Genomic DNA, 26,883 nt, shown 5'->3' on the forward strand with positions numbered 1-26,883 from the left:
GCTGCAAGTCAAAGAGGGAGCAACTCCTATTGCTCCCTCTTTAATTTGCGTGAAGCTTACTTTTCATTTACGACAGTCAGGATGGGAGTGTTTGCTGAGGGAGCTACATAGACCTTTTGTGTCACCGGGTTTACTGCCAGAAAGAGACTGGAGACCGGCAGCGTCGCAGTCACTGCATTGGTCTTTCCGCTAATGATCCCGACAGTATTGGACTGGCTGTTCGCTACGAAGATGAGGTTAGTCCCGAAGTCGACATCAATACCGAGGGGCGCATAGCCAGCTGGGATCATAGCCTCGAGTGTCCCACTCTGGTTGAGAGCTCCGACCGATCCGGACTCTGGATAGCTGACAGAATTCGCAACATACACGTTGCCGGTGAGAAGATTCACCGCAATACCTGCATCGGAGGCTCCAAAGGGCGTAGTAACAGTGATCTGATTCGTTTTGGCATTGATGATGCTGACATTGCCATCAACCAGCGCAACATATACGTTACCTATAAGCGGATTCACGGCAACTCCGAAGGGCTGAGCACTGAGCGAGATGCGCTGTTGCACGGTCAAATTCTGGACTACATCGAGTTCGTTGTCGCTGCCGTTGCTGACATACAGCATACCGGTGGCTTCGTTCACCGCGAGCCCTTGGATACCATTGCCTGGCGTAGTGGAAATAGCGATCGTCTTTTGCACGGTGTTCGTGCGGGCATTCACAACCGCCACTTCGTTCTGTGAAACGCCACTGGCATCCACATAGGTGCCACCGACGTAGACGAGGCAGCGGAAGGGATCGACCGCAACCGCATAGGCCACCGGGGGAATTTCGATGTTCTGGATCACAGCATCTGTGTGTCCATCGACGACGGAGAGCGTGTCATACGGTTCGGCTCCGAAGTTAGGCACGGCTACGTAGACGCGATTGGTGATGGGATTGACCGCCAGTTGCTCCGGCAAGCCAGGCAGAGCGATTGTACCCTTGACCGACTGCGCACCGGCAACAGCAGAGGTGGCCAGCATCGCCACGGCAAAGGCCTTCACATATGTGTTGAGCATCGATTCGTCCTCTTAAGGTTAGGGTTCAGCCGCCGGAAAGTCGCTGCAGTAGAGGCCGTTGCCTTCCGTCTTTGCATGAAGAAAGCATGGTTAGCAGCTGAAGCATGATGATTGGGATCCGCCTGGCGGGAGTTGCACCATCCGGACCACTATGCGAGAGCCCTCAAACAAGTAAGTAAAGAACGGGCGGCACAAATTCTCCACCCGCAGGAAGACCTGTATATCACTGAATTGTCACAGTGACAGGCACAGATGCTGTAACCGCGCCGCTACCCGACGGTGTAGTTCCGCTGCCGTTGACCGTGATGGTTATTGTCCCGGAAGCAGCCGTCTCGAGCCCCGTGGAACCACCGCAGGAAACGAGTGACACCATACCGAGCCCCAACACGACCAGGCCACGGACACGCCAGAGCGTCATCTGCCTGGTAGCGCGTCTGCGAGACCACGCCAGAACCAATGCGGCGAAGGCACCTGGAAGCAGGAAGCCGGCCATCCGTGGTCCTTTGTCCAGGGTCTTGACAGAAGAGACCACCGCAGCCGCGGAGGTATTGATAGTCAGCGTTCCCTGGGCGGGATTTTCGCTGCCATCCGGATTCTGACTACCGGGAAAACTATAGGTGGCAGGACTGAATACGCAGGAAACATTTGCCGGGAGTGAACCACAGCTTAGGCTGATCGTCCCCTGGTAATAGTTTGCAGGTGTGATGGTCAATGTCGCCTGACCAATCTGCCCTTGAGGGATAGTCAATGTCGATGGGTTGGCGGTGATGACGTAACTGCCTGGTTGCGTAACGGTCAATGTCCCGTTGATAAGGACGAGCGAGTAGTTAGGCGCAGATAGCGTGCCTTGTGCGATAGTGATCGGATAGCTTCCTGGGGGCGAGCTCTGCGTCGCAGCGGTACTGATTGTGGGAAGACCTGTGATGACGCTGGGGGTGTCCCCGTCACTCAGGACGAAGCAGCCTGAAACTCCAGTCTGCGTGCAGCCTATCTGGTAAGTGAAGTTAGGATTTGGAGCACCTTCTTCACGCGCAACATTATTGACCTGAATATTCAGAGGTGCTGGCTTCACCGTGAAGGTCTGCGATAGCAGCGGCGCAGCCATATAGTTACCGTTTCCCGGCTGCGTGGCAGTCACCGTCACCGTGCCAACGCCATTCAGCACAAGCAGGCTATTGATGTTGTTGTAGAAGGAAGCTGGACCTGTCGTAGTAAAAACTGGCGTCAGGCCCGAGCTGGCCGTCGCGGTAAGCTGGACCTGATTGCCATAGGTCTGGCTGACTGAAATTGGATTGAAATTGATGGTTTGTGCAGCCGGATTCACGGTGAGCGTGCCATTGACCGTGGTTGCAAAAGCATAGTTCGCTGCCGCAGCCGGTAATAGCGTGAGTGTGCCCAATCCCACGTTAATCGGATACGTCCCCGCGTTCGGCGTTCCTGCTACCGTGGTGTACTGTGCGCTTCCAGTCAGCGTAGTGGCCGTTGTATCACCAGCCACAAATCCAGTGATGACAGCTGCCGGGAAGCTGGCAGGATTAATAGTTGTACCGTAGGTGAGCGCCACGGATGGGCCGGTCACAGTCAACAACGCTGGGGTGACTGTCAGGCTGTGGGTTACGGGTGTTGCCGCCTGATATTGCTGATACCCCTCCTGAACTGCCTCTACTACGATCGTTCCCGCTCCGGTAATAGTCAGCATGGAGTTATTCGCACCAGAGAGTTGCCCTGGCCCACTCAGCAGCAGAAATGAGACAACCCCTCCCGAAGTAGCCGTAGCACTCAGCGTAATTGGGACATGGCCATAGGCCACTGAAGACTGTCCCAAAAGAAAACTGATAGTTTGCGATTGTGTACCGGTGACAGTGAGTGTTCCGTCAGCGAAGGCAGCGAAGTTATAGCTTTTCGAGCTCAGCGTTCCAAGTGAGGGTGTGATCGGATACATTCCGACCGATGAGTTGGTAACAGCAGTGGTAGTAAAGGCTGGCGCACCGGTGTAGACACCTGGCGTACCAGCTGTATCTCCGTTGACGAACCCGGTGATGGTTGCCGTGAAGTCTGGGTTTGCCGTGTCGTAAATCTTAGAGGCCGGATTCGCTGTTACAGTCAGAGAAGCCTGATTGACAGTCAGGATTTGCGAAACCGGCGTAGCAGCAAGATAGACGTCGTTCCCGGGTTGCGCAGCTGTAACGATGATCTGTCCGGCTCCCTCGATCTGGAGCTGTGAGCCATTCAGCTTGCCGATGCCGCTCGGCGTCGAGCTTACCGAATACTGCAGCGTCAATCCTGAGCTGGCTGTGGCGCTTAGCGTAATCGGGCTGGCCCCATAAGTCACTGTTGCAGGATCAAAGGCAGAAAAGTCGATATTCTGAGCCTGCAGCGGAGATGCTTTCCAGACGAGTGTCCCACCGTCGGCAATGTAGAGATTGTCCTGCGCATCGAAGGAAAGCTGCTCAGGGGCATTCAGATAGGTGCCAACAGCCGGACCACCATCTGGAACTGGCACAGTTGCTGGAGGCGTCTGCGATGGGTTATCAATCCCGGCAATTGTCGAAGCATAACCCGAGACGTCGATCTTGCGAACGGCGTGCGCGGACAAGTCCGAGACATAGAGATTACCGAGACTGTCCAGCCAGAGATGGAGGGCTCCCGAGCCAAAGATTGCATCTGCAGCCGTTCCCCCATCACCACAACCTGCTATTGTGCAAGGACCATATTGTGGATTTGCACCAGACCCCGTTATCGGGTAGAGATAGCCGCTCTGAGGCGCACCGCTGTCGCCTCCTCCGGGATTGAGATATTGATTGAGGGCGGCTGGCGCACTGACACCTGCATATACCATCCGGATGTAAGAAACATTCGCACCAGCGGAAGAGGTCATGCCATCGGCGATGTAGACGTTGCCGCCTGCATCCACTCCGATTGAGGTCTCAGCTCCTAACCCTGCCGAAGTCGCTAAACCATCGTCGCCACAACTTCCGAGAGTTGTGCAGTAGTAGGCAGCTTGCCCAGCGAGGTTAAAGATATAGCCCTTCTGAGCGGACGTAACACTTACTCCCTCGGCAGCCAATGCCGGTGGCGGTTCACTTCCCTGATAGACAACACGCACTTCATCGTCAAAATTGTCATCAATGTAGAGGTTGCCCCACGGATCAAGCTTGATGTCTTCCGGGTAGTAGAGGACCGCGCTGGTGGCCGGACCGCCATTGCCGATGTTCGAACTGAAAGAGGAATTGTTCACACCCCATTGCCCAGCCACAGTGGTAACAATAGAAGTAGTCGCATCCACTTTACGCACTACGTCCACGGTGCCGACATCTTGCGATTCATCATCGGAGTAATAGAGATTGTCTTGACTATCGATGACCAATCCGGCGATGTTTGAGATGTTGACCTGGCTCAGCGGCTGCCCTTCACAGGCACCGCAACTTGTGACACCAAAACCGGCAACCTGGTAAATGCGGCCAGTTTCCGGATCTGCTGCAACGCTCTTGAGCGCTTGCGGAATAGTATTGCCTCCGTAAATCACAAAGAGGCTCGTCGAGATCGCGACATAGACGTTCCCGTGGCTATCTGTAGCAGTGGCCACCACACTCCCCAGCGGTACCTGAGTAGGGAGCGAACCATCAGAAAAGCTCGCATTCGAGTTACTGGGATCGCCTGCGAAGTAGTGAATAAGCCCCGGCTCGAAGCCTGATGTCGTATCACCGCTCGTTTGCGCCAAGGCAGCCAGCGGCAAAAAAAGCGATGCGGAAGCAAGCAGCAAAGTACGCAATACCGCGGAGAGCAGAGCGAGGAAACGAAGTTTCACAAAGCCATCCAGACAGGAAATCCGAAGATCGGTCGTACTGGTGAAGCAGATTCAGGGCGAAGACTCGACAAGAGCCTTCGCCCGGATAAATGGAAATCAGCCTCTTAGTGCGGCTGGCTTTCCGTGGGACCAGGGGTGCTCGGCGAGCTGGTGAACGGCCCTTCGACAGTGCCGCCCACATCGCCGCCTGCTTCGGTGCCGCCGCCAAGGGTAAGCGGGGGGAGGGACTTGGCGATGACACGGCAGGTCACCGTCGAGCCGAGGGAACCGTCATTCGGGGTGATCGATACGGTGTCAGGAGTGGTCTCGATGGTCGAAGGCACGAAGTGCTCACGATAGACATCGAGGCCCGGATCATTGAGGCCCGAAGTGGAAGTGGCGCATACCGGAGTGAAGGGCACAAAGTCAGGGATGGTGTTATCCACCAACTGCTGCGCCTCGGTAACCAGCGCCTGAGCGTTGGTCTCACCGGTCGAATCGGTAATGAGACGGTAGACCGACCAGGCAGTGTAATCGCCGTTGCGCAGATTGGGGAAGGACAAGCCGGTGCTTGAGGTGAGCGGGCAGTCGTAGCTACCGCCGGACACCGCACAGGTTGGCAAAGTACCGGTGTAGGTATGGCTGGTGGGATAGATCGGGTCATAGCCGTTCAGTTCGAGATAGCGGTCCGTCTTACCGCCACCCACGGACTCATAGCTAAAGAAGGCATAGCCGAGCGTGTTTGGTGTAGCGATCACGTTGTTGACATCGTCGCCTGTGCCTACAGCACGGTAGCGATGGCCACTACCGCAAGCAATCGCCAAAGGATTGCCATCATTGGCCGCAGTCGGAGGATTGGGGATGTTAGCTTCCTGATCGCCGCCACCAGGCACGAAGACGGTGTATTGGGTGGTGTTCATGGTGCCGGAAAGAGGTTCGCGGAGAACCGGATCGATGGTGCCCGTGGCTCCCGATACATAACTGGAGGAGCACGGCGCTGCCGAACAGGCCGAGGGAGAACCACTGACGCCAGTTCCGTAACCACTAAACAAGCAAGCTGCATTGGTCGTGGTGATATTGGTGGCGCTGGCTACCGTGCTACCGCTGGCGGTGCTGGCGACAAAGACGATCGGTGCCGCGCCAATGGGAAGCGTGATTTCTGTAGGACCAGTGCTACCCGAGAAGGGATCGGCACCACCAGCAATGGCGAAAGAGACAGGGTTAGCGATCGACGTCGAAGTGAAATGGCTCACGATAGGATTGCCGATCAGGTACTGGCCGCTGTGGCCGCTACGCGGATCCGGCACATAGCCGTAACCGAGGCTGTTCAGAGCCCGGTTCGTGGCAAACAGCGCATCTTCGGGGCGGATATCTGTATTCGCTGCCGTCAGAGCTGTACCGCTCAGGGCACTGTACACGGTGCTGGTGAGAGCAGTGTCATTGGTTCCATCTGCCCAGTAGGTGTAATTGGTGGTCGCACTCACCGGGAGCGAAGATAGCGCGGCCAGAGCTAACGTAGCGCGCGGTACTGCACTGAAAGCGCGCACACCCACCGTCGAGTCGACGCTAAGGAAGGCCCAGATGCCATTCGTGCTCCAGCACACCCAAAGGTTACCCGGCTCGGGTGGAATGGTGTAAGTCGTTCCACCTGAAGTGACGGTGCGACTGTCATTCAAGTAGGCATAGCAGGAGGTTCCCGGGCAGCTGCCTGACTTCACGGTGTAGTGATAAGCGGTGACGCCGCCTGCTTTGGCCAGCGCATAGGCAGCAACGGCGAAGGGACCAAACTGCGCGGATGATCCGGCAGTGAGAACCTTCAGCGTTTGAGCGTTGGCATTGTTCATCCCGAACATGGTGCCGAGCACCAGCACGAGAACGGCAATAATTCCTTTCGGAACTTTCATGGCGATAATTCCTCCGGTCGAGCAGCCTTGTGCGGCTACTCCCGTTTGGGGGTGAGGGGGCCGTCCACACGCATCCATGCTGCATTCCGCAGCCTGACTTGGGGTGTGGTGTTCGGAAGCGAACTGCTTAAAGAAAAGCACTAAGACTTAGCAGCAGAAATAACTCAATATCTTTTGCGAATGGCGAGTAATTGAGGCAGGCTCTGATGATGGCCCTGAGAAGCGCCTGGTTTATTTCTGCGCTTCCGATCGAGAAACTATCGCCACATGGAACCGGCGATCATTACATAACGATCAACATCGCATGAATTACATCGGAAATAAATCATCGTAAACAAGTAATGAAGGTTGGAAAGATATCCCAAGGGACACACGGATATAAGAAAGAGTGCGCCGGAGTCGGGAATTATGAAAAGTTGACGTACATACGACAGATTCGACGACCTGCACGCGGATATAAAAGGAAACGCATATGCGCCTCGTTCACCCGCGCCTCCCAGACTCCGACTCCGGGCTGACGCTTGAGAGCCTTTTCGCCGCCAAGTACACATGGCTATTGCGGTGGGCACTGCATTTTTCTCACAATGATCGCGCCCAGGCTGAGGATCTTGTCCAGGAAACCTTTGTCCGCATTCTCAATCTTCGCGGCAGCATCGACGGCGATAACATCGAAGCTCTGCTTTACACGCAACTCCGTTTTGCATATTTAACCGAACGCCGCCGCAACCATCTGCTGCAAAACCTCGATGTCGTCGATTTCGATACCCTCACAATTGGCCTGCGCACTTTTTCGACCCTCGACCAGATGCAGGTGCAAAACGACTTAAGAAGAATCCTCGAATACCTGTTGTGGAGGCGGCGAGCAGCTAAGTTCGCCAGCTTTTTCCTGTTGCGATTTTTCCACGGCTTTGCTGTAGATGAGGTTGCTGCCATCTGCCGGGTTACGCGCAATGCGATCGATCTGGGATTGCGCAATGCACGCGAGGAACTGAAGAGCTATCTGGCTGATCCGGCGCGAATGCAGGTACTCGGTCGAGGAGCCGCACCGGAAGTACGACAACTCAACAGCACGCTTTCCTCCCCTGAATTTGCCGATGCATTGATCGAATCCATTTTCGCCGCATCATGCGGTCACTGTCCCGCGACGGAACTTGAACGCCGCTATGCTGCACTCAACGCGCCATCCCTCGATATCGACCTGTTAGCCCATATCGTGAGCTGTCGAGCTTGTTTGGAAAAGATTCGGCGCATCGGTGCTGCACCGCCTGATCTCCCTGCGAGTAGTTCAATGGAAACTGGCCGACGTCGTTCGCGCTCAAAGCGCTCCCTATCGTCGGAAAAGGATATCCTCGCGCGTATTTTCACGCACGGTCGGGAGCGCATGCGGGAGATTTTCTATCACGACCCATCAGAGCTGGTCATGGTGTTGAACGGAGAAGTCGCTGCTGTTCGTGACATCAGCTCAGCTCGCGCCATTCTTAAGGTTGAGGCGCGGTCTATCGAGAAGCTGGAACTGATCGAGATCTTCAGCGAACAAGGGCTATTGATGTTAATGCTTCCAGTCACAGAACATCCGCCGCAGGCATCGCCAGAGCTTTCAAGCGGAGTCGTGCTGAGCCGCGACCGTAATCTACGCCTTTCTCTTCGCTTCACTGCGGAAGGCGCGCTGATTGAAGCACATTATTTCGATCCACAGTTCGGTGCCGTATTCGCAGGGAACGAGAATTTCACACCGCGGCCCAGGCAGGACGATGAATCCCCAGCAGAGTTAAAGCTTGAGGATGTGAGAAAAACGGACCGCTCACAGCTGCAGCAGATTTGGACCAGGCTACGGAATTGGCTGTACATACAACCGCTAATTCCTGTGAGCGCGATTGTCCTCCTAGCAGCTGGTCTCGCAATCTGGCAACATACCACGCATCCGGAAGAGCAGATCCAGGTCTCGGCCATGCTCAATGACAGTGTCCGTGCGGAACGCCAGCATCGCATCGCGCACGGTCCGGGTATCGTTCACCAGAGCGTGGAGATTCACTCCTCGCGTGGCATCTTTCATCATGATCTCTATCGCGATATCGATGGGCGTCGGCGTCCACGGCCGCAATCTATCAATAGCGCGGAGAAAGAGCTGCGCGACAAACTTGCCGACGCTGGACTTGAGTGGAACGACCCGCTCTCCGTTGCCGGCTTCGAAGCATGGCGCGATCATATCGCTGGAGAGCAGGACAGCGTTGCGCATACAGCAGCCGGTCTGATCACCGTCACCACTCATGCCCCCTCCGGGCCAGTGCTCAGCGAATCGGTCACTCTTCGCTTGAGTGACCTGCATCCCGTCGCCCGCAGCCTTGTCTATCGAGATCAGGAAACGATCCAGATTGCCGAGTTGAGCTACGAGGTTCTGCCTTGGGATGCGAGAAGCGAGCAGTGGTTCGAGCCGCTCTCTTCTCGCACAACGATATCGCATCCCATTACACTGCCTCAGGCTTATCATCCAGCGACGCTCACCACCGCGGATCTTGATGTAACCGAGCTCGCTGCGATGCTCGCACTCCAGCAGCTCAATGCAGAGACAGAACGTCTCGAAATCGTGCGTTCTGTCGGGGGCGTTACGGTCAAGGGCATCGTCGCCACGAACGAGCGCAAACAAGAGATTGCAAGCCGCCTGCGCTTAATTCCTCATGTTTCGGTAGAAATTCGCAGTTATCAGGATCTAGCTTCGGAACAATCAGCCTCATCTGCTCCGACCGAGATCAAGGCTGTTTCCGTTTCTTCTGAGGTCAGCCCCCTTGACGACGATTGTGTCTCGCAGCATCTCACACAGGATCGCTGCCGCCAGCTCGCCTACATCCTGCTTGAGACCTCGGCAGCACTGGGGCGGGAGAATCACCATCTCGACGAGCTGCAGCGCCAGTACCCCGACATACAAATGCTCTCTCCCGGCGCCCGTACTTTATTAGCTGAACTCACGCGCCTGCATGTGCTGCATCTGCTTTCTGCTGTACATGAGCAGATTGAAAGCTTCCCCACCCTCGGTTTCTCCTCGCAGTCTTCTCCTGCCGATACCATTGCTAACCTCAGCAATGCCGTTGAGCGCGATCAATTGCTGACGCGAGAGTTGGTCTACGCACGCGACGAGCACTCCCGCTCCGCCGCACTTATTTTGCAAGACCTCGCCACCTCAGCTGCAGCAGTACAAGCCGCCGCCTCGAACTTCCCCGCTTCCCACCCTGACCAGCAAGACTCTTCTCTCACGGATATCAAGTCCCCTCACCAGTAGGACAGGACACAGCAATGCACCTATGGTTCAGAAGATGTCTCCGCAGTGTGTCGTTTTGGCTGTTTGTGCTCCTTTGGACTTTCCCCTGCCTTGCACAGACCGCCCGATTTGCCGGTCAGGTTACCGACGCTCAGAATGCCGCCATCCCACATGCCGCCGTGGAAGTTACAAATCTTGACTCAGGCGTGCAACTGCATACCGAAACCGACGATGCCGGTTCCTACACTGTGCCCTATCTCACCGCCGGGCACTATCGCATTGTTGTGCAATCGCCAGGCTTCGGCGTTTCTGCTCACGACGTAGCGTTGGGTATGGGCCAGGCTCTGATCTTCAACGTGCAGTTAAGTGTTGGTAGCGCACAAACGACAGTCAATGTGCAGAGCGGATCGGAACTCACGCAGCTGCATCTAGAGAACTCCGAGGTCAGTGGCACGATCACAGGTAAGGAAGTTGCCGGTATTCAGCTCAATGGCAGAAACTTCTCGCAACTCATTGCGCTTGCTCCTGGGGTCAGTAATCAGACCCAACAGGACGAAGCGCGGGTAGGCATGGCCGGCAGCGTTGCCTACAGCGTGAATGGTGGCCGCACCGAGTACAACAGTTTTCAGGTGGATGGCTCGGAAACGCTCAACGTCGGCATCAACAAGGATCACAGCACCCTCATCGTCTATCCCAGCATTGATGCAATTCAGGAGATCAAGGTCCTCACCTCCAATTATGGCGCTATGTACCCGAGCACAGGCAATGGCACCACCATTGTCACCACCAAATCTGGTGCGGATAGCTATCACGGCAGCCTCTATGAGTTCTTCCGCAATGAGGATCTCAATGCTAAAGGTTATTTCGATGTGGGTAACAGCGCTCCGCTCTATCGCCGCAATGATTTCGGCGGAACCATAGGCGGCCCATTGTCGATTCCGCATCTCTATGACGCGCGTAGCCACACTCACTTTTTCTTTTCTGAAGAAGCGCGCATTGAGAAAGACCCTTATGCCTACCGGCAGGCTGTGCCCTCGCTTGGAGAGCGTAACGGAGATTTCAGTACTGTTTGCCCGGCCGTAGCCAATGGCGGCCAGGCATCGTTCTCCCGCACGGAGTATCCGGATTGCCCCGATCTCTACCTGGGCAACAGCACCAGCCCCTTCACTTTTTACAACAACCAGATGACTTATCCAGGAAATACCGGTGTCTTCCTCAACCATAATGCACTCGCGCTGCTTGGCAACGGCATCTTCCCTGCCCCGAACGCAACCACCGGCTGCACCACCACAGGCTCATCCTGCTATCTCGCCGACGCTTCGCTGCCGACATACTGGAGAGAAGAACTCTTTCGCATCGACCATGCTCTCCCTGCGAATCAGCAATTGAGCTTCCGCTACATCCATGATGAATGGAGCGAAACTACACCTGTCCCGCAGTATGCCTATACCCAGGACACCTTTCCCACCATCTGGAATAAGTTCTATGCGCCGGGCCTGAGCCTGGTAGCGCGGCTCTCCGGAGCCTTCTCTTCGAGCTTCCTCAACGAGCTTGTCGTCAGCTACACCAACTCTCACATCACTCTTCAGGATGAGGGCGCACCCGCGGTCAGTCTGGCACGGCCCACGATTCTCGATACAAGCTGCAGCAATACAGCGGAATGCGGGTTCAGCACCATCTTCAATAACGGCGGCCACGGCACCGATGGTATAGCCAAGATGCCTGGTGTCGCGATTGCAGGCAATAACGAAGAGTATGGCGGCCTGGGTTTTGCGACCGATCCTGGCTACATGCCATGGGAGCACAGCAACCCTGCCTACAGCTTTGCCGACAATCTCGACAAGATGCTGGGGCGGCATCACCTGCAATTCGGCGCCCAGTGGGTCGTCTTTCAACGCAATCAGATCAATGGTCCCATCGGCGCAGCTACGGGCGACACGCAAGGGCTGCTTACCTTCAGCAATGAGCGCACAATCGGCTCAACGGGCAATGCTTTTGCCGATTTTCTTTATAGCCAGACCACCAACGCCGCGCCGGCCGGTGGCTATGGAGCCATCTCCAGCTTCCAGCAGGACAGTGGTCAGTCCCACTATCGCCAGCGCTATCAAATCGTCGAGCCTTATATCCAGGACGACTTCAAAGCGACACCGCACCTGACATTAAACCTCGGCCTGCGCCTCAGTCTCTTCGGCACATTCACTACTGCTGATCACAATGCCTGGAACTGGGAGAGATCTATCTTCAGCTCAGCGCTGGCACAGACTGTAACAGTCGACGGAGAAGGCGGTCTGCGCAACCCTGAAACTGGCGCAAACTATCCGATTTATCTGAGCAACGGCAGCGTGAATCCGCTGGTAGTGAATGGCGTCGTGCGATGCGGCGTGAACGGCATCCCCTCCAGTTGCATGTCCGGACATCTCTTCAATCCAGCGCCGCGCGTGGGCTTTGCCTGGGACCCGACCGGAGCCGGCAAACTGGCTCTGCGCGGAGGCTACGGCATCTTCTTCGAGCACGGTACCGCGGATGAGGCCAACACCGGCTCTCTCGAAGGCTCAGCCCCCATCGTTCTCAGCATGACGCAAATTAATCCTACCGGCTGGGGAACCATTGGCCTGGACAACTCATCCGGTGTCTATTCCCCATCGGCCTTTCCTATCAATGTTACCGCCATTCCAACCAAAGCTGTATGGCCCTACGTGCAGCAGTGGAGCTTCAGCATGGAACACACACTCCCAGGCGACGCGCTTGCCACAGTGGCCTATGTGGGCAGCAAGGGTACACATCTCACGACAGAGGTCGAGAGCAACCAGCTGACTCCGCTGGCAACGGGAAAGAATCCCTTCGCCGCCCACCAACCCCTGCACACCCGTGGCGCGAACTACGCAGCCAGCACAAGTTCGGATACAGGTGACTGCACAGTTTCGCCCGCAGGTGTCTTTACACTCATCAACGGCACGACGGTGAGCCCGGGCGATGCGGCCTATCCCAATGTTGTCTCTGCGTGCTACAGCGCGATCGGCGCAGTCAACAGCTTCTCGTCAGCCACCGCCAATAGCATCTCACCGAATTCACTGCGCAGTTATGCCCCGGGCATCGGTGAAATCTATGCTCTGGAGAATGTCGCCAACTCCAACTACAACGCTCTCCAGGCCACACTCCGCAGAACGCGCGGCCCTCTGACACTGGGCATCGCATATACCTACAGCCATTCCTTCGATAATGCCTCTGACCGCTCGGACAGCACCTTCGTCAACTCCTTCAACCTGCGCTCGAATCGTGCCAGCTCGAACTTTGACCAGCGCCATCTCCTGCACATCAGCTATATCTACGACCTGCCTTTGATCCAGTTTTTTGATAACTTCCTGCACTTCATGGACAACGATCCCACCAATACAGCCGCGGATCAGCCCTATGACCGCGGTGCATGGGCCAATTCCCGCTCAGTCAAGGCTGTACTCGGAGGATGGCAGCTCAGTGGTCTCACGCTCTATGAAACCGGCATCCCTTTCACCGTCGTGAATAACGGTACGCCGACGGGCATCAGCGCGCTCGATAACGCAGGCGTAGCGAACGGCGTAGGCTCAGGCTCCTATCCTGATCTCTCCGGCATCTCGCCTCACAGCCGTGTACCCGCAGGCGGCAGGAACAGCAAAAGCTTTGGCCCGCTTTTACTGAATCCCGCAGCGTTCCTCGCTCCGCAGGGCCTCACTTTTGGTAATGCCGGACGCAACTCCCTCAACAATCCCAGCCGATGGAACTGGGATATGGCTCTGCTCAAAACCTTCCGGATAGCCGGGGTCGTCAACGCCGAGTTCCGCGCGGAATCCTTCAATGTCTTCAACCACACCCAGTTCCGTATCTATGATCCGACCCTCGGCAATCAGGCGGAGAACGAAGTCAGCTGCTATGGCGGACCAGTCGCCTATTACAGCGCGGGAGGAGGAGACGGAACCGACTGCCTCACCGGTAATTCCTTTCTCCATCCTGTCGACGCCCACCGTCCGCGCACCCTGCAGCTGGCACTGAAACTGGCATTCTGAGCGAGGTTGACATGAAGAAAATATTTTTACGCCGCAGTTCGCCTCTCCCCTCTGTCAACATCGTTTGCTCTCCATGCACCGCACCTGCATATGTGACGTGGTCGAGCCATCGGCCCATGCTTACTCTTGCTTCGCTTCACGCACTTTTGCTGTTCACGATACTGCTCGGCTGTGGCGGAGGATCAACAACGCTGGTAGTTCCCAATCCAGACGCTACCGTGGGACTTCCTACACCTTCTGCCGCGAGTGCAAGCAATACTTACTCCGGCGGGCAGAGTCCGGGAGCGTGGACTTTCATTGTCAATCACACCTCGAACACTTACACCTATCGGCCCATCACCTATTCCACGGCCTCGACCTCAGGTACCTTCCAGTCGGCGCATGGATTTCTCCAACTCGGCGCCGACAGCTCTGCCGGATATGCTGTCGAGGTTCCCGGCCGTGCGGCTATACTCCGGCCAGGAGATAGCACCACACCACCGATCTTCGCTGTACCCCAGACCCAATGCTATGCCATTACCGGCCGGGTCCGTTTCCAGTACATCGGAATGCAGGCCGGCACCTTTTCCAATAGCTTTGGCGGCAGCGCACCCACACTCGGCTATGGCAGTGTTGTCGCAAGTACAGACACTACCGGCAAGAGCTGGCAGTTCCAGAGCCTGCAAGGGAACATCGTGATCGGACCCGGCTCGTTCAACGGAAGCTGTGCGACATCCAACGATCAGGCCACGATTAGTTTTACCGGGCAGCAGAGCATCCTCAATTTACTGTGGACTCCCAACCAGGTCGAAGCACCCACGGCTGGTACGCAGTCCAACATATGGATCGGCCCCTCCGGCTTCTTTGCCTCCGACCAGAGCGACCCCACGGCATCGTCACCTACAGGAGCCTCCGTCGCCGGCATCATTGAGCCGACCTCAGCACTGACTACGAGCAGCGTGACGACCCAGCAATACGCCGGTTTCTTCTACCAGTCGGCCACCGCTCTGGGATACAACGGCACATCTCCAACGATCACGATCACCTCACCGATTGCCTTCGGCCAGACCGCCTCTTCGGGAACTTCGATGACCGGCGGCATTTATCCCAACGACGATGTAAGCCAAACGCCGGAAGCAAACATCGTCCTCACATTGGGTGCGCAGGACGCCACCTACAACGGCCTCTATAGCTCAGCCACTCTTACCGTCCTCGATCCCAACCAGAACTGCGCCAATTACACGGGAGGAGGAAGCACGGCTACTACCAGTCTCAACGCTCAGGGTTACGTCACTTGCACCTTCCCCGCGATCGTTGTCGCTGGCAATCCGGAGAATAAGTACGTCCTCTTCGTCACCTCTTATAACTGGGCCGCCCGCATCGGAGGGGCTCCCCTGCAGCTCTATCTCGTTCAGCAGTAGCCGGCCCGGGCCTCGAGCGTCCGACGCAAAGTGCGCAACCACCACATCCGGAGGTTTCCATGTTCCGCTCCCCCAGCATGCCCCGCACCAGCTTTGCTGCCTGCTTACTGTTCTCTATCCTCACGCCCGCTCTCTGGAGCCAGCAGGCACAAGCGCCAGCCCAGAATCCGAGCACTGAACGCTGGGACATTCTTTCTCTAACAGGCAGTGGTCTGCATGCGCAGCCGCCAATTCTCGGCCAGAAGGACACCCTGCCCGATTTCACTCGCGAGCTGATACAGGTGCAATGGCGTGATAACGACCCAATGGATCTCTATGTAATTCGTCCAGCGGGAATCGCAAAGCCTCCGGTTGTTTTGGTGCTCTACAGCTATCCCACCGATACGGCAAAATTTCTCAACAATGCACTGTGTGAGAATTTCATCCGGCATGGTTTTGCCGTTGCCGGATTCGTCTCCGCGCTGACCGGCTCTCGCTACCATGATCGGCCAATGAAGCAGTGGTTCGTCAGCCAGCTCCCCGAGTCTATCGGTGCGTCAGTACACGATGTACAGATGGTGATCAACTATCTGGAAACTCGCAGCGATCTCGACGCCGACCGTGTTGGAATCTTCGGCCAGGGCTCCGGCGGCACCATTGCAATCCTTGCTGCAGCCACCGACTCGCGCATCCAGGCTGTCGATGTGATGGATCCCTGGGGGGACTGGCCCAATTGGCTGGCTAAATCTCCGCAGGTTCCAGAGAGCGAGCGCCCTGCCTACCTGCGGCCGGAGTTCCTGGCATCGGTTGCACCGCTTGATCCCGTCCATTGGCTGACTCAATGGCGGAAACATCCAACACACACGGTAATCCGCATTCAGGAGAACCTCTTCAACCTCGCTATGCCGGAAGATGTGCGTCGTCAGATGGAAACTGCTGCAGCCGGCAGCGCCGAAATCGTCGAGTACCATAGCCGGCAGGAATACCTCGAAAAAGTAAGTACGAATAGCCGGATGCTCGACTGGATGCAGTCGAAGCTGGACACGAAAAATCTCAGTGCCGATAACAAGGCTGGCAGCTGATCTCTACCGATTATTTTGGATAAATTAGAGCCGAGCAGTTAAAGAAGAGCCTGGCTTTACCATGCCAGGTCGGATGTTAGTCCGCAGCCATTCATGCTATCAAGCAGCGATCTCTGCCAATAAACAGCGGATATCACCTGCGGCGCATAGTCAACAGCCTGTGCATGGCGGGAACGGATCATCTGCCGGCTAGTGACCATCGCGTACAGAAAGCGAAAGCCGTTCGTCAGCTTTGCCGTCCAGAGATCCGTTCCTGCACTGCCGATCGGCACAACGGGCGCCTCACGCAGATTACTTTCGGAGAGATCAGACATGATGGCCTTGCGCGTCAGTTGCCCAATGCCCACCAGCACCTCCTAAATATGCAGCTTCAGATTCGAGGATCGGGTCACCTCTGATGGAGGTCGGAGAGCATAGGCGCTGGGCTTCGAGATACAGAGGATCATGCGGTTCAGACTCCGGATCATGTGGCCCGGACTCAGTACGCTGCTCGATTGAAGGAACATAGGTGCCAGGCCTAGGCGTGATCATCACCAGGCGCAGCCTGATGACAGAGAGTCAGACGGCGAAGCTCATATGCGGTCACACAGACAATCGCATCCGCGCCGGTATAAAGCACTTCGACGATAGAGCGGAGAAAAGCCTGGCATCGCTGACCACGGCCAAATTCTTCGCTGTTTCGTATGTACCGAACAATCTGCGCAGTATGAATAATGATCTTACTTGGCAGACACGCCATCTTTGGTGCAAGCGCCACGATCTATTTGCGCTATATGGCCACTACTCGCTGCCTACGCGCGGCAAAGGTTCAGGCTAACTATTGGGAGCCGGCATCGCGTCAAGAATAACGGGATCATCACCTCCCGATTGTCCTGCCATGCTCGTCTGTTCCCCATTCGTGTTCACATCTTTCGCGTAATCCAAGAGTGCATCAGATCCCCTTGACTTCGCCACCATCCATGCGCACGGAGGTTCCGGTCATCCACCTGGCCTCTGGCGACACCATGAACGCTAACAGCGCGGCAATCTCCTCTGGCTCTCCGTAACGGCTGATACCCGCCTCTTCAGGAAACTTCTTTGTCGCCTCTTCAACGCTCATATTATGAGCCGGCGCCCATTTCTCAAGAAACGATCGCCGCCTTCCCGTCATCACCGCGCCCGGCACAATGCTGTTCACCTGTACGCCGTCTTTGATTCCCTGCTCCGCAAAAGCTTTTGCCATGGCAATAATCGCTGCGTTGGTCGTTGCTACCGCGGCAAAGCCAGGTTTTGGATCGAGCGCCGCACTCCCCGACATGAAGACCACTGATCCCTTGCTTGCTTTCAGCGCTTCCCACGCTCGAATCGTTAACCTGCGCGCTCCATGAAGCTTCAGTTCCATGCCCTGATACCATTGCTCGTCCGTCATCTCAAAAAGATCGATCTGTGGCACCGCTCCTGCGATATTGAGCAGAGCATCGATACGATCGTAGCGATCCAGTGTCGATTGGACAACCGTTTCAGGCGCATCCACTCTGCTAAGATCTAGCACCAAAGAAAGTGGCTCGGCTCCTGCCGTGCGAACCGCATCCGCAACATCCTTCAGCGAATCTCCGTTCCTTGCGACAAGAACAACTGCGGAAAAATCTTTAGCCAGTCGAATGGCAGTTGAGCGGCCAATGCCTTGACTGGCGCCGGTAACGATAGCCACAGAGTTCTGTTTCACGAAAGTACTCCTGTCCTATGAAAATGCACAGCACCGCGGAATCCTGCATAGCCATCGCACCGCTTTTCAGAGCAATGCTGTTTGGGCTGCCTCGCGAATAATGCCTGTAACTTTATCCGGCGCAGTGAGCAGCGGCGTGTGGTCAACGGCGAATGAGCGTATCGTCGCGTTCATCCGTTCTGCCAGAAAACGCTGTGTTGTGGGATGAATCATCCGGTCTTCTTCTGCAAGCAGGTACCAGCTCCGCTTGGTCTTCCATGCAGGCGAAGTAATTGGTTCTTGAATACTCCTGACCGAAATTGGCCGCTGCACCGCACGGCTCAAAGCAATCTGTTCAGCGGTTGCATTCTGCGCAAATGCCTCTGCGAAGCTCTCATCAGGCATCCAGATGAAGCCGTCTGCATCTGGTGCAAGCTTAGGAGCTTTTGGATGAGATGCTTCACGATAGAAGACGTCCGCAACTGTTTCTCCCTCGTCCGGAGCCAAAGCGGCAACATAGACGAGCGCCTTCACACGCTCGTCGTTCGCCGTTCCCACGACCGCTCCGGCGTAGGCATGCCCAGCAACAATCACCGGACCTTGTGTGCGGGCAATTGTCCGCCGCAGCGCCTCAGCATCCTCGCTCAGTGAAGTAAGTGGAATAGGTGCAGCTACAACGTGGAATCCGTCGTCCTGCAGCCGGCGGATGACGGGCTCCCAGCTCGAACCATCCGCCCATGCGCCATGGATCACAATTACTGTGGCATTTCTCAATGTTGACATGATGATTTTCCTCTTTTCATCTTTTCGTACGGATGAGATGCGAGACTGGCGACGCAATCAGGCGAAGGTATGCAAAATTTTTTCTGCAATGAACCTTGAGGAGTCTTCCAGCGCGAAGTGTCCGGTATCAAGCAGATGCAACTCTGCACGCGGGATGTCACGCAGATATGCCTGCGCACCTTCGACGGTGAAAAACGGATCGTTCTTACCCCAGACAATCAGCGTCTTCGGCTGCTTATTGCGGAAGAACGTCTGCCATTCGTCATAATGCAGCAGGTTCGCCTGGTAGTTATGGAGCAGATTCAATTGAATCGCATCGTTGCCTGGACGGTCGAGAAAATGCTGATCGACGGTGTAAGCATCGGGATTAATACGGCTCACATCCTTGACGCCATGCGTGTATTGAAAGATCGTCGTCTCAAGTGCAAGCACCGCCCTTACCGGTGCTTCTGTCTCTGCCGTACGATTTGCCCAAAATGGCTTCAACGGGTCGAAGCCACCGCCAATACCCTCGGCATAGGCATTTCCATTCTGGACAACGATACCCTCGATTGCATCCTGATGCTTGAAGGCAATGCGATATCCGATAGGAGCGCCATAGTCCTGCACGTAGATGCTGAACTTCTTCAGACCTAGGACGTTGAACAGAAAATATTCGACATAGACGGCCAGGTTGTCGAAGGTGTATTCAAATTCGCTTACATCGGGCGCGTCGCTATAGCCAAAACCAATGTAATCTGGCGCGATGACATGAAACTTGTCCGCCAGTTGAGGAATTAGATCGCGAAACATGTGCGACGAGCTTGGAAAACCGTGTAGAAGCACGATGGTAGGGGACTCTTTGGATCCAGCCTCGCGGTAGAACATCTTGAGGCCGCGAACATCGGCATGTTGAAACGTCTGCATAATCTCTCCTTCTGCGGCGAACCTTCTGGCAATCGAGCGCGGATGATCCGGCGCCTATGAAGCGAGAATATTAAACACCTTTAAAATAGTCAATATAGGTGTTTATGTTTCTATGAATTATTTTGGGAAAGAGGAGTCTCAATGCGCGCTTCTACTATAGAGCCCAGCGAATGGGTCGATGGCTTTCTTTTCGTGGCAAACAGGCTGATTCTGGATTTGCTAAACACAAGACCGGTACTGGATCAAGGGCCAACCGAACTTCTTTCTGATGTACAGGCTCTGGAGCGCTGGCTGATTGCTGCGGGAGTTGTACGCTCCACAAAGACGAAGGCAGTCGTACGAAGCTGGCGGCACATGCCGGAAGCAGCTTTACTTCTCAAGGAGTTAATTGCATTTCGAGAGCGGCTGCGCGCCGCTGTTGTGCGCATCGAAGATGGCGCGGCGCCTTCTGAGGAATTCATCCACGAGGTGAATCTAGGTCTTCACCAGCATCCATTGGTGATGGCCATCCGCAGGCATGAGGGCCAGATTGTCCGGGAGCCGCACTTTGAATTGAAACGGCCATCGGATCTGTGGACATTGATCTTCGACGGTGCAGCGAACTTGCTGAGTGAGCCAGAGCGCCACCGGATTCGCCAATGCGAAGCATGCGTACTTCACTTTTTCGACACAAGTAAAAAAGGTTCACGACGCTGGTGCAGCATGAATATCTGCGGCAACAAGTTCAAGGTTGCAGCATACCAGCGCAGGAAGAGGGATGCAGCCTCTGCCGAGTGAAAGTTTCATCTCCGCACGCCGGCCACCCAAATAAAAGCTTCTTGTCTCCACCTGGCGATGCGCAAAGGTTAATTCCGCATGAAAAGGAGCTTTCGGCCGCAGACCTTTAGTTTGATTTTAGATTGCGTTGCCATACTGCCACCCGAATCACCCACTCCGGGCTTTGTGAGGCAAGTATGCAAGCAGGCAAGCGAATTTTGATCTGTCTGTTGTTCGTCGGGTTGATGCTGGCAAAGCCGGGATCATCCTCCAGTGCGCTCGCACAGAGCGCGAAAGGATCGATCAGCGGCACAGTGACCGACAGATCGAAAGCGGTCATCCGAAATGCGCGCGTGGTGATCAGTCCCGGAAATACTGTGGCCATAACGAATGGGTTGGGGAACTTCACCATGATCGGATTGGCTGCAGGGAGCTATACTCTGACCGTCACCTCACCAGGTTTCAATCCACAGGCACAAGTTGTCGCATTGGGAGTTGGGCAGGCTCAAACCCTGGATGTTGTTCTCCAGGTCGGTTCTGCCACCGAGCAGGTGATTGTCACCGAGGCATCAGGACCAACGCAAACGATGACTCAGGCCATTAACGAGGAGATCACCTCGGCAAACATCGTGAACGTGATACCGGAGAGTGAGATTGTCGCACTGCCAAACGCGAACATCGCCGACGCGGTAGGTCGCATGCCGGGTGTGACGCTACAGCGGGATGAAGGGGAGGGTGTGTATGTGCAGGTACGCGGGCTTGATCCGCGTCTCACGAACGTGACCATCGACGGCGTGACCATACCTGCGCCAGAGGTCGCCATCCGCCAGGTTGATTTGGCGACCATCCCCGACGATATGGTTCAGTCGATTGAATTGAACAAGACACTATCGGCCAACCAGGATGCGGACGGCATCGGCGGCTCTGTGAACCTGGTTACGAAAACAGCCGGAACGAAACCATACTTCGGTATCGAAACGACCATGGGGTACACACCAATCCAAAGCACGCGCTACATGGGCAAGGTGGATACGACAGCTGGGATGCGCTTTGGCGCAGCTCAACGCTGGGGACTGATTGGCGGAGCCGAATACGATTACAACGGCCGCGGGATTAACGATATCGAGCCTAACCCAATCCTCAACCCGGATGGATCCGACACTCCTGATTTCAACAAGATCACGCTGCGCGAATACCGCTACGACCGGCTGCGCTGGGGTGGCACCAGCAGTCTGGACTACAAACTGAGCGATCACTCAATCATCGCCGCTCACTTCATGCTCTCCGACTTCAAGGACTGGGGTGACAAATGGTACTACGAGATCGAAACAAATAAGGCTCCCAGCTTCTACGAGTCCTTGCGCAGGCCCGATCTGGCAGTGGGCACATTTTCGCTCAATGGCAATCACATCTTCAAAAATTCATGGGTTCACTGGGGCTCGGCTATTTCACGCTCCCGAGAACTGAACTCCGGCGGCAATCCCGAAGCAGACTTTGCACCGACCTCGAACGCTCTCAACAACATCAACTTTCCTGCCGGCGGCGATGGGAATGTTACGGGACAGGCCTCATGCACGTTCGATCCCAATGCTCAGGCAGATATTCATCGTCCGCGCTGGTCAGAGAATTGTATGGTCGGCTCGTCGCCGATGTATAACCTGAACAATTACGGCATGACGCAGTTCATCACCACGACCGGGCAGGCCGTAGAGCTAAACCTGCAGGAGCAGGCCGGAATGGGTATCAACTACCATCTTGGCTCGCTATCTTCCACCTTCGAATTCGGCGGAGAGTTTCGTAACAGTCATGCGTTCCAATATGCGTGGACGCCGACCTATGACACTCCAACAGATGCCAATGGCAATCCCACGGTACTGGCTTCACTCTTTCAAACGGGCTTCACCGATCCAAACTATTACGACGGCAGCTATCACAACGGACCATTCACGGATTACTACCGGATGCAGGCCTACGTGGCGCAAAATCAAGGGCAATTTCCGTTGGATCAGACCTTGACGCACTTCGGGTCCGATTCAAACAACTTTGATCTGATCGAGCGAGTCTCCGCCGGCTACATGATGAATACGATCGACTGGCCAAAATTCCGGCTGCAGGCTGGTCTACGGCTTGAGGCGACCCAGGTTCACTCTCTTGGCTTCACCGTCAACCCAACCGCCGGTCCGAATGGAGACGGCCTCGATGACAACGGAAACTGGATCGGAACATCGCCCACCTCGACCAGCAAGTCCTACATCGATCCCCTGCCCAGCGTGCAGGCGCGCTGGCAGGTAGCACAGCTAACCGCCATTCGTGCGGTGTATGCGCGCGGCATATCCCGCCCTAATCCATATGATCTGGTTCCCTACCTACTCGACAATGGCGCGGGCAGTGTACCGCGATACGCGATCGGCAACCCGAATGAACAGCCTACACACGCCAATAACTTCGACCTCCTGCTCGAACAGGAGCTGCGCCCCTTCGGCGTAATCCAGACAGGATATTTTTACAAGCAGTTGATCGATCCGATCGTCTCAGTCTACCTTCCGTATACCACCGTCAACCCCGACGGTTCTCCCGATCTGGCGGCTCAGAATATCAACGCGGACAACGCGAGCATCTACGGACTGGAATTCTCATGGCAACAACGGCTCAATAGCCTGCCAGGGATACTGAGTGGGCTGGGCATGATGCTGAACTATGCTTATACCGGTTCGCACACTCATGGGATTCCCGGACGTACCGACGCGCCACCACTCATCGGACAGGCTCGCCACGCGTTCAATATCGAGCCATCGTATGAATACGGCCGCTTCGAGATTCACACCGGCATTAGCTACAACGGCGCGAACGACAATGCTTATCAGTACTTCAACAATCAGGCAGACCCCAGTAACAACTCGGCAGGCCTCCCGAACGGGCCAAATGGTGATAACTATTTCTTTCCGCACTTGCAAGTGGATGCCCAGGTAGGCGCGCGCATCTGGCACGGACTGCAAGCGCATATCGACGGATTGAACCTGACCAATGAGGTCTTTGGGTTCTATAACGGTAGCCCACAGTACATGACACAACGCGAATACTACAAACCCACTTATAGCCTTAGCCTGCGCTGGCACAGCGGAGCAGAGCGCTGAGCACGATACTGCGGAGCTATCTCCATGAGAGAGCCGATACACTATTTAAGCTTTGTAACACCTGTCTTAAGGTTGATGGACCACGGCTGAGGTGCAGGCAAATGGAGTTTTCCATCCTCGATCTCGACCGGCATCCACAGATAGCGCGAATCCCAAAGTGTCTTTGGCTTCCAGATATCTGCCATGAAGATCACAGTCGTCTGCTTCGTGCCTTCGACCTTAAGTAGCATGGTGGACTGCGCCCCATAGGTTTTTGCCTCGGGCGGAGCCACATCTTTGAACTCTGTCCAGGGACCGATCAGCGTATTGGATGTGGCATAGACATTCGAGTTCGGTGCCCACCCTGTCATATGCGAACCCACTACGTAGTAAATTCCCTTATCATGCACGAGCGCCCCGCCTTCGAGCGGGGCATGGATGAAACTCATCTTCTCGCTCACTTCAAGGTAATCATCCGACAGGCGGCCAATGAAGAAGCCCCTGGTCGGTCTCGCCTCGAAGATCAGATAGGCTGAGCCGTCATCGTCGATAAACTGACCGATATCTCGGCTCTCCTGCCCCAGGGGACGGAAACTGTGCACATAGGTATATGGACCATCGATCCGGTTGCTCACCGCCACGCCAACACGCGCGAACTGATACTTCGCATCGTCTAGATGGAAGTAGAGGACAAACTTCCCCGTCCGCCGATTCGGAAAGACCTTGGGGCGTTCCAGCACCCAGTTCTTGCCCAGGTGTTCCGGATCACTCAACACGAACACCTGCCCGCACGAGTTCCAGCGCACAAGGTCCTTCGAGAAATAACATGCGACATATCGCTTCTCGGGATCGTTTGTCCTGGTTCTGTCCTCTCCAAACCAGTAATACCTGCCATGCCAGCGAATCACCCCACCACCATGGGCCTGAATCTGCTGTCCGCTGCTGTCGAGCCACACGTTACCGGGGCGAATCACCCGGACTCTTGCAACCAGCGGATGTGTGCATGCGAGAAGAACGAGAATCCCAAGTACAAAACCAAGCTTTTTCATGAACCTTCCTGTCTAGGCATTCCCGAAACAAATCCAGGCTGAACAAGCGATGCACTACCTCTGAGAGAGCGACCGTTACCAGCACGATCGCATGGATAGCTTAAGATCTAGGGCTCAGGCTCAATAATCATGTCAAACGCTGCGTGACCCTGCAGTAGGGCAGAGATTCCCACGCGCAGGAAAGGATTGCCGTACTCGTCGATTGTCTCCTGGCGGATTGTAATTGGCGCTGAAGCTTCGATCGTCACACGCACGCTCTCACCATGCATGGTGAAGAGAAGCGTATGCGCATCCAGTTGTTTCACCTGTCCATGTGTAGGCAATGATTCTTCCACAGTTGTGGGAGTCGACAGGCTGAACCGGTCGACAATTTCAATATTTCCTTTTCCGGCGCGTGTATGTTTCATTGTCCGAGTAAAGTCATGCAATGCAGGGACAGCGTATGCCTCAGAAAGATCGAGCATCCATGTATCCTCAGCACCTGTGAAGTGTGTTTCAGGTCCTCTAAGCGTGATGCTGGTCGCATCCTTTTGTAGCTGTCCACCGATCACCGGCACGGGGTGTCCGTAAGAGTTCAACAGCTTCGAGTCAAAGCGTCTACTGCTAAAGGTGTTTGCATTGTATGCTTCGGGCCCTCCTGGGTCCCCCAAGACCTGCTCTGTACCAAGGCCGACTGAAAAGGCACCGAGGTCATTGTGACTGTGCCCTCCATTACCGCCTCCCTTGATCGTGATCGCAACACCTCCCTGCGCTCCGGGCCGAGAAACCAGCACACCGGCTCCGGGGAAGTAGTCTCGCAACGGATCGACATCGAGGGTAGCCGTATCGAACCTCTGCAGTGGCGGTGCCAGATGCCATGCGGTGATCTGAGCGACCAGAGACTGTCCGAGCAGTGGCCTCCCAAAGGAAAATGGATTCTCCAGTGATTGTGTGCCAAGAGAATATGCATGGTCGACATATGCAATGAGCGAGTTATTCGGCTTTACTCCGAAATGCGCGTCGCCAAAATCCGCCATAACTCCAGGGATCATCTGAAAACGGCGGCCAAAGAGCGCAATATTCCTTACCTGCTGACTGCGGAAAAGATCGATGCCCCCACCGGTCTGGTTCCAAAGCATCTCGCGCAGCAGCGCATAGTGCGTGAAACCATATCCCCAATACCCGATGCCTTCGATCGCATAGCCTTCCGGAGTGAAGCTGCGCAAATAATTCCGGGAATACTTTTCCGCGACTGCCGTAAACCATGCCCGATCCTTGCTCGACGATAGCGTCATCAGCGCTGCTCCGGTCACGCCATCCAGGCACACGGCATTCCAATTCGTCGCACCGCTAACCCAAAACTCCTTGGACCGGTTTAGATAAATCTCACGCGCAGGCTGAATAGTGCGCTCCAATATTGCCATACGAACCCGATCTTGCGTAGCGTGGGGAATCGCATTACCGAGCAGATAAAGCGCCTCTGCAAGATCATCAGCCAACACCGCGGAGTTCAATTCCACCCGATAGTGCTCCCGGTGGAAAGAGCTGAGGTCTGCATCATGCGCAGGGAGCGTCCAGGTCGGCTGCTCTGCGAGTCCGTCGAGAAGAGCAGTAAGCGCCTGCAGATATCGCCCCTTCCATTGCGCGCACTCCGCCATCGTGAGCGAAGCAAGCCGGTCCTGCCGCGCATGCAACATTGCCTCGCCGCGCGGACGCTGTCCTGTTCGACTGAAGTCAAGATATGCCTCATCGCTCCACGCCGGCAGCGGCTCTGCGATCAAACTATCCGCCTGCTGAATCTGATCCTGCAATTGTGCAGCGCGAGGAGCCCAAATCCCGCGGTTGGAACATGGAACATCCAGCCCTCGTGCGGCCGCAGGAAGCATAGCCGCAATCTGCTGCACTCGCTCAGAAGACAGCTGTACTCCCTGTGCAAATGCGGTAACAGCTACGAAGAGCAGCACCCAGGCACCCATTCCATGCAACATCTGCTTCATGCAACGTCTCTCCTCTTTACCAATATGCTTCCTGCTCCAATCCAAGACCGGCATTTACATTTTTAGACATTCCAAGCGGTGCTCGACGTTAACAGCGAATAATTCGCAATGTGAACTCATCA

The 26,883-nt window shown here is 55.5% G+C and carries 17 protein-coding genes; 7 read left to right on the forward strand and 10 right to left on the reverse strand.

Translation table 11 applies throughout. The annotated features are described in order from the left end of the window. Positions 1-56 precede the first annotated feature (56 nt). The 3 genes from ESZ00_RS14180 to ESZ00_RS14190 all read right to left on the reverse strand — a co-directional run bounded on the left by ESZ00_RS14180 (position 57) and on the right by ESZ00_RS14190 (position 6,740). Positions 57-1,049 (reverse strand): YncE family protein, encoded by a 993-nt coding sequence (locus tag ESZ00_RS14180; RefSeq protein ID WP_129208987.1) that lies wholly within the window; start codon positions 1,047-1,049, stop codon positions 57-59. 223 nt (positions 1,050-1,272) lie between these two features. Further along, positions 1,273-4,857, reverse strand: a complete 3,585-nt coding sequence (locus ESZ00_RS14185) for an MBG domain-containing protein (RefSeq protein WP_129208988.1) — start codon at positions 4,855-4,857, stop codon at positions 1,273-1,275. A 104-nt stretch (positions 4,858-4,961) separates the two neighbouring features. Further along, complete coding sequence (locus tag ESZ00_RS14190; protein ID WP_129208989.1) at positions 4,962-6,740, reverse strand: hypothetical protein; 1,779 nt, start codon at positions 6,738-6,740, stop codon at positions 4,962-4,964. Between the two features lie 472 nt (positions 6,741-7,212). On the opposite strand from ESZ00_RS14190, the gene ESZ00_RS14195 reads away from it, so the two are divergent. From ESZ00_RS14195 to ESZ00_RS14210, 4 genes are all read left to right on the forward strand, one after another. Continuing rightward, entirely contained in the window at positions 7,213-10,014 is a 2,802-nt protein-coding gene (locus ESZ00_RS14195) for an RNA polymerase sigma factor (protein ID WP_129208990.1), read from the forward strand. Between the two features lie 47 nt (positions 10,015-10,061). Then, a complete protein-coding gene (locus tag ESZ00_RS14200) occupies positions 10,062-14,033 on the forward strand; it encodes a TonB-dependent receptor (protein ID WP_164981527.1) in 3,972 nt (1,323 codons plus the stop codon). A 116-nt stretch (positions 14,034-14,149) separates the two neighbouring features. Continuing rightward, positions 14,150-15,433: a hypothetical protein gene (locus tag ESZ00_RS14205; protein WP_129208992.1), complete on the forward strand. Its 1,284-nt coding sequence runs from the start codon at positions 14,150-14,152 to the stop codon at positions 15,431-15,433. Between the two features lie 77 nt (positions 15,434-15,510). Then, positions 15,511-16,494, forward strand: coding sequence for an alpha/beta hydrolase family protein (locus tag ESZ00_RS14210; protein WP_164981528.1), 984 nt, complete (start codon positions 15,511-15,513; stop codon positions 16,492-16,494). A gap of 56 nt (positions 16,495-16,550) precedes the next feature. Here ESZ00_RS14210 and ESZ00_RS14215 read toward each other — a convergent pair whose 3' ends face one another. Continuing rightward, the gene (locus ESZ00_RS14215; protein WP_164981529.1) at positions 16,551-16,847 is read right to left on the reverse strand and encodes a hypothetical protein; all 297 of its coding nucleotides are present in this window, start codon (positions 16,845-16,847) and stop codon (positions 16,551-16,553) included. Between the two features lie 170 nt (positions 16,848-17,017). Here ESZ00_RS14215 and ESZ00_RS14220 point away from each other — a divergent pair, with 170 nt between their 5' ends. Next, positions 17,018-17,311: a hypothetical protein gene (locus ESZ00_RS14220; RefSeq protein WP_129208995.1), complete on the forward strand. Its 294-nt coding sequence runs from the start codon at positions 17,018-17,020 to the stop codon at positions 17,309-17,311. A gap of 114 nt (positions 17,312-17,425) precedes the next feature. On the opposite strand, the gene ESZ00_RS14225 is transcribed toward ESZ00_RS14220, so the two are convergent. From ESZ00_RS14225 to ESZ00_RS14235, 3 genes are all read right to left on the reverse strand, one after another. Beyond that, entirely contained in the window at positions 17,426-18,199 is a 774-nt protein-coding gene (locus ESZ00_RS14225; RefSeq protein WP_129208996.1) for an SDR family oxidoreductase, read from the reverse strand. 66 nt (positions 18,200-18,265) lie between these two features. Next, positions 18,266-19,018 (reverse strand): alpha/beta fold hydrolase, encoded by a 753-nt coding sequence (locus tag ESZ00_RS14230; protein ID WP_229741385.1) that lies wholly within the window; start codon positions 19,016-19,018, stop codon positions 18,266-18,268. Further along, entirely contained in the window at positions 19,019-19,867 is an 849-nt protein-coding gene (locus tag ESZ00_RS14235; RefSeq protein WP_129208997.1) for an alpha/beta fold hydrolase, read from the reverse strand. Between the two features lie 141 nt (positions 19,868-20,008). Between ESZ00_RS14235 and ESZ00_RS14240 the strand changes: the two genes are divergently transcribed. Then, positions 20,009-20,644 carry a CGNR zinc finger domain-containing protein gene (locus tag ESZ00_RS14240; RefSeq protein ID WP_129208998.1) on the forward strand — a complete coding sequence of 212 codons (636 nt, stop codon included), beginning with the start codon at positions 20,009-20,011 and terminating at the stop codon, positions 20,642-20,644. A gap of 106 nt (positions 20,645-20,750) precedes the next feature. On the opposite strand, the gene ESZ00_RS20345 is transcribed toward ESZ00_RS14240, so the two are convergent. Then, the gene (locus ESZ00_RS20345) at positions 20,751-21,035 is read right to left on the reverse strand and encodes a hypothetical protein (protein WP_229741397.1); all 285 of its coding nucleotides are present in this window, start codon (positions 21,033-21,035) and stop codon (positions 20,751-20,753) included. Here ESZ00_RS20345 and ESZ00_RS14245 point away from each other — a divergent pair. Continuing rightward, complete coding sequence (locus ESZ00_RS14245) at positions 20,980-23,757, forward strand: TonB-dependent receptor (RefSeq protein WP_240034498.1); 2,778 nt, start codon at positions 20,980-20,982, stop codon at positions 23,755-23,757. The two genes, ESZ00_RS20345 and ESZ00_RS14245, sit on opposite strands and share 56 nt — an antisense overlap. A gap of 41 nt (positions 23,758-23,798) precedes the next feature. On the opposite strand, the gene ESZ00_RS14250 is transcribed toward ESZ00_RS14245, so the two are convergent. Together ESZ00_RS14250 and ESZ00_RS14255 are read right to left on the reverse strand one after the other, a co-directional pair. Further along, positions 23,799-24,785: a family 43 glycosylhydrolase gene (locus ESZ00_RS14250; RefSeq protein ID WP_129209000.1), complete on the reverse strand. Its 987-nt coding sequence runs from the start codon at positions 24,783-24,785 to the stop codon at positions 23,799-23,801. A gap of 107 nt (positions 24,786-24,892) precedes the next feature. Then, positions 24,893-26,761 (reverse strand): heparinase II/III family protein, encoded by a 1,869-nt coding sequence (locus ESZ00_RS14255; protein WP_164981531.1) that lies wholly within the window; start codon positions 26,759-26,761, stop codon positions 24,893-24,895. Between the last annotated feature and the right edge of the window lie 122 nt (positions 26,762-26,883).

Source organism: Silvibacterium dinghuense (assembly GCF_004123295.1).
Classification (GTDB): Bacteria; Acidobacteriota; Terriglobia; order Terriglobales; family Acidobacteriaceae; genus Silvibacterium; species Silvibacterium dinghuense.

Coding starts and splice junctions, on each gene's coding strand:
- ESZ00_RS14190 (WP_129208989.1), bottom strand. CDS start 6,740: ATGAAAGTTCCGAAAGGAATTATTGCCGTTCTCGTGCTGGTGCTCGGC.
- ESZ00_RS14210 (WP_164981528.1), top strand. CDS start 15,511: ATGCCCCGCACCAGCTTTGCTGCCTGCTTACTGTTCTCTATCCTCACG.
- ESZ00_RS14235 (WP_129208997.1), bottom strand. CDS start 19,867: ATGCAGACGTTTCAACATGCCGATGTTCGCGGCCTCAAGATGTTCTAC.
- ESZ00_RS14195 (WP_129208990.1), top strand. CDS start 7,213: ATGCGCCTCGTTCACCCGCGCCTCCCAGACTCCGACTCCGGGCTGACG.
- ESZ00_RS20345 (WP_229741397.1), bottom strand. CDS start 21,035: ATGGTGAAGTTCCCCAACCCATTCGTTATGGCCACAGTATTTCCGGGA.
- ESZ00_RS14255 (WP_164981531.1), bottom strand. CDS start 26,761: ATGAAGCAGATGTTGCATGGAATGGGTGCCTGGGTGCTGCTCTTCGTA.
- ESZ00_RS14180 (WP_129208987.1), bottom strand. CDS start 1,049: ATGCTCAACACATATGTGAAGGCCTTTGCCGTGGCGATGCTGGCCACC.
- ESZ00_RS14240 (WP_129208998.1), top strand. CDS start 20,009: ATGCGCGCTTCTACTATAGAGCCCAGCGAATGGGTCGATGGCTTTCTT.
- ESZ00_RS14205 (WP_129208992.1), top strand. CDS start 14,150: ATGCTTACTCTTGCTTCGCTTCACGCACTTTTGCTGTTCACGATACTG.
- ESZ00_RS14250 (WP_129209000.1), bottom strand. CDS start 24,785: ATGAAAAAGCTTGGTTTTGTACTTGGGATTCTCGTTCTTCTCGCATGC.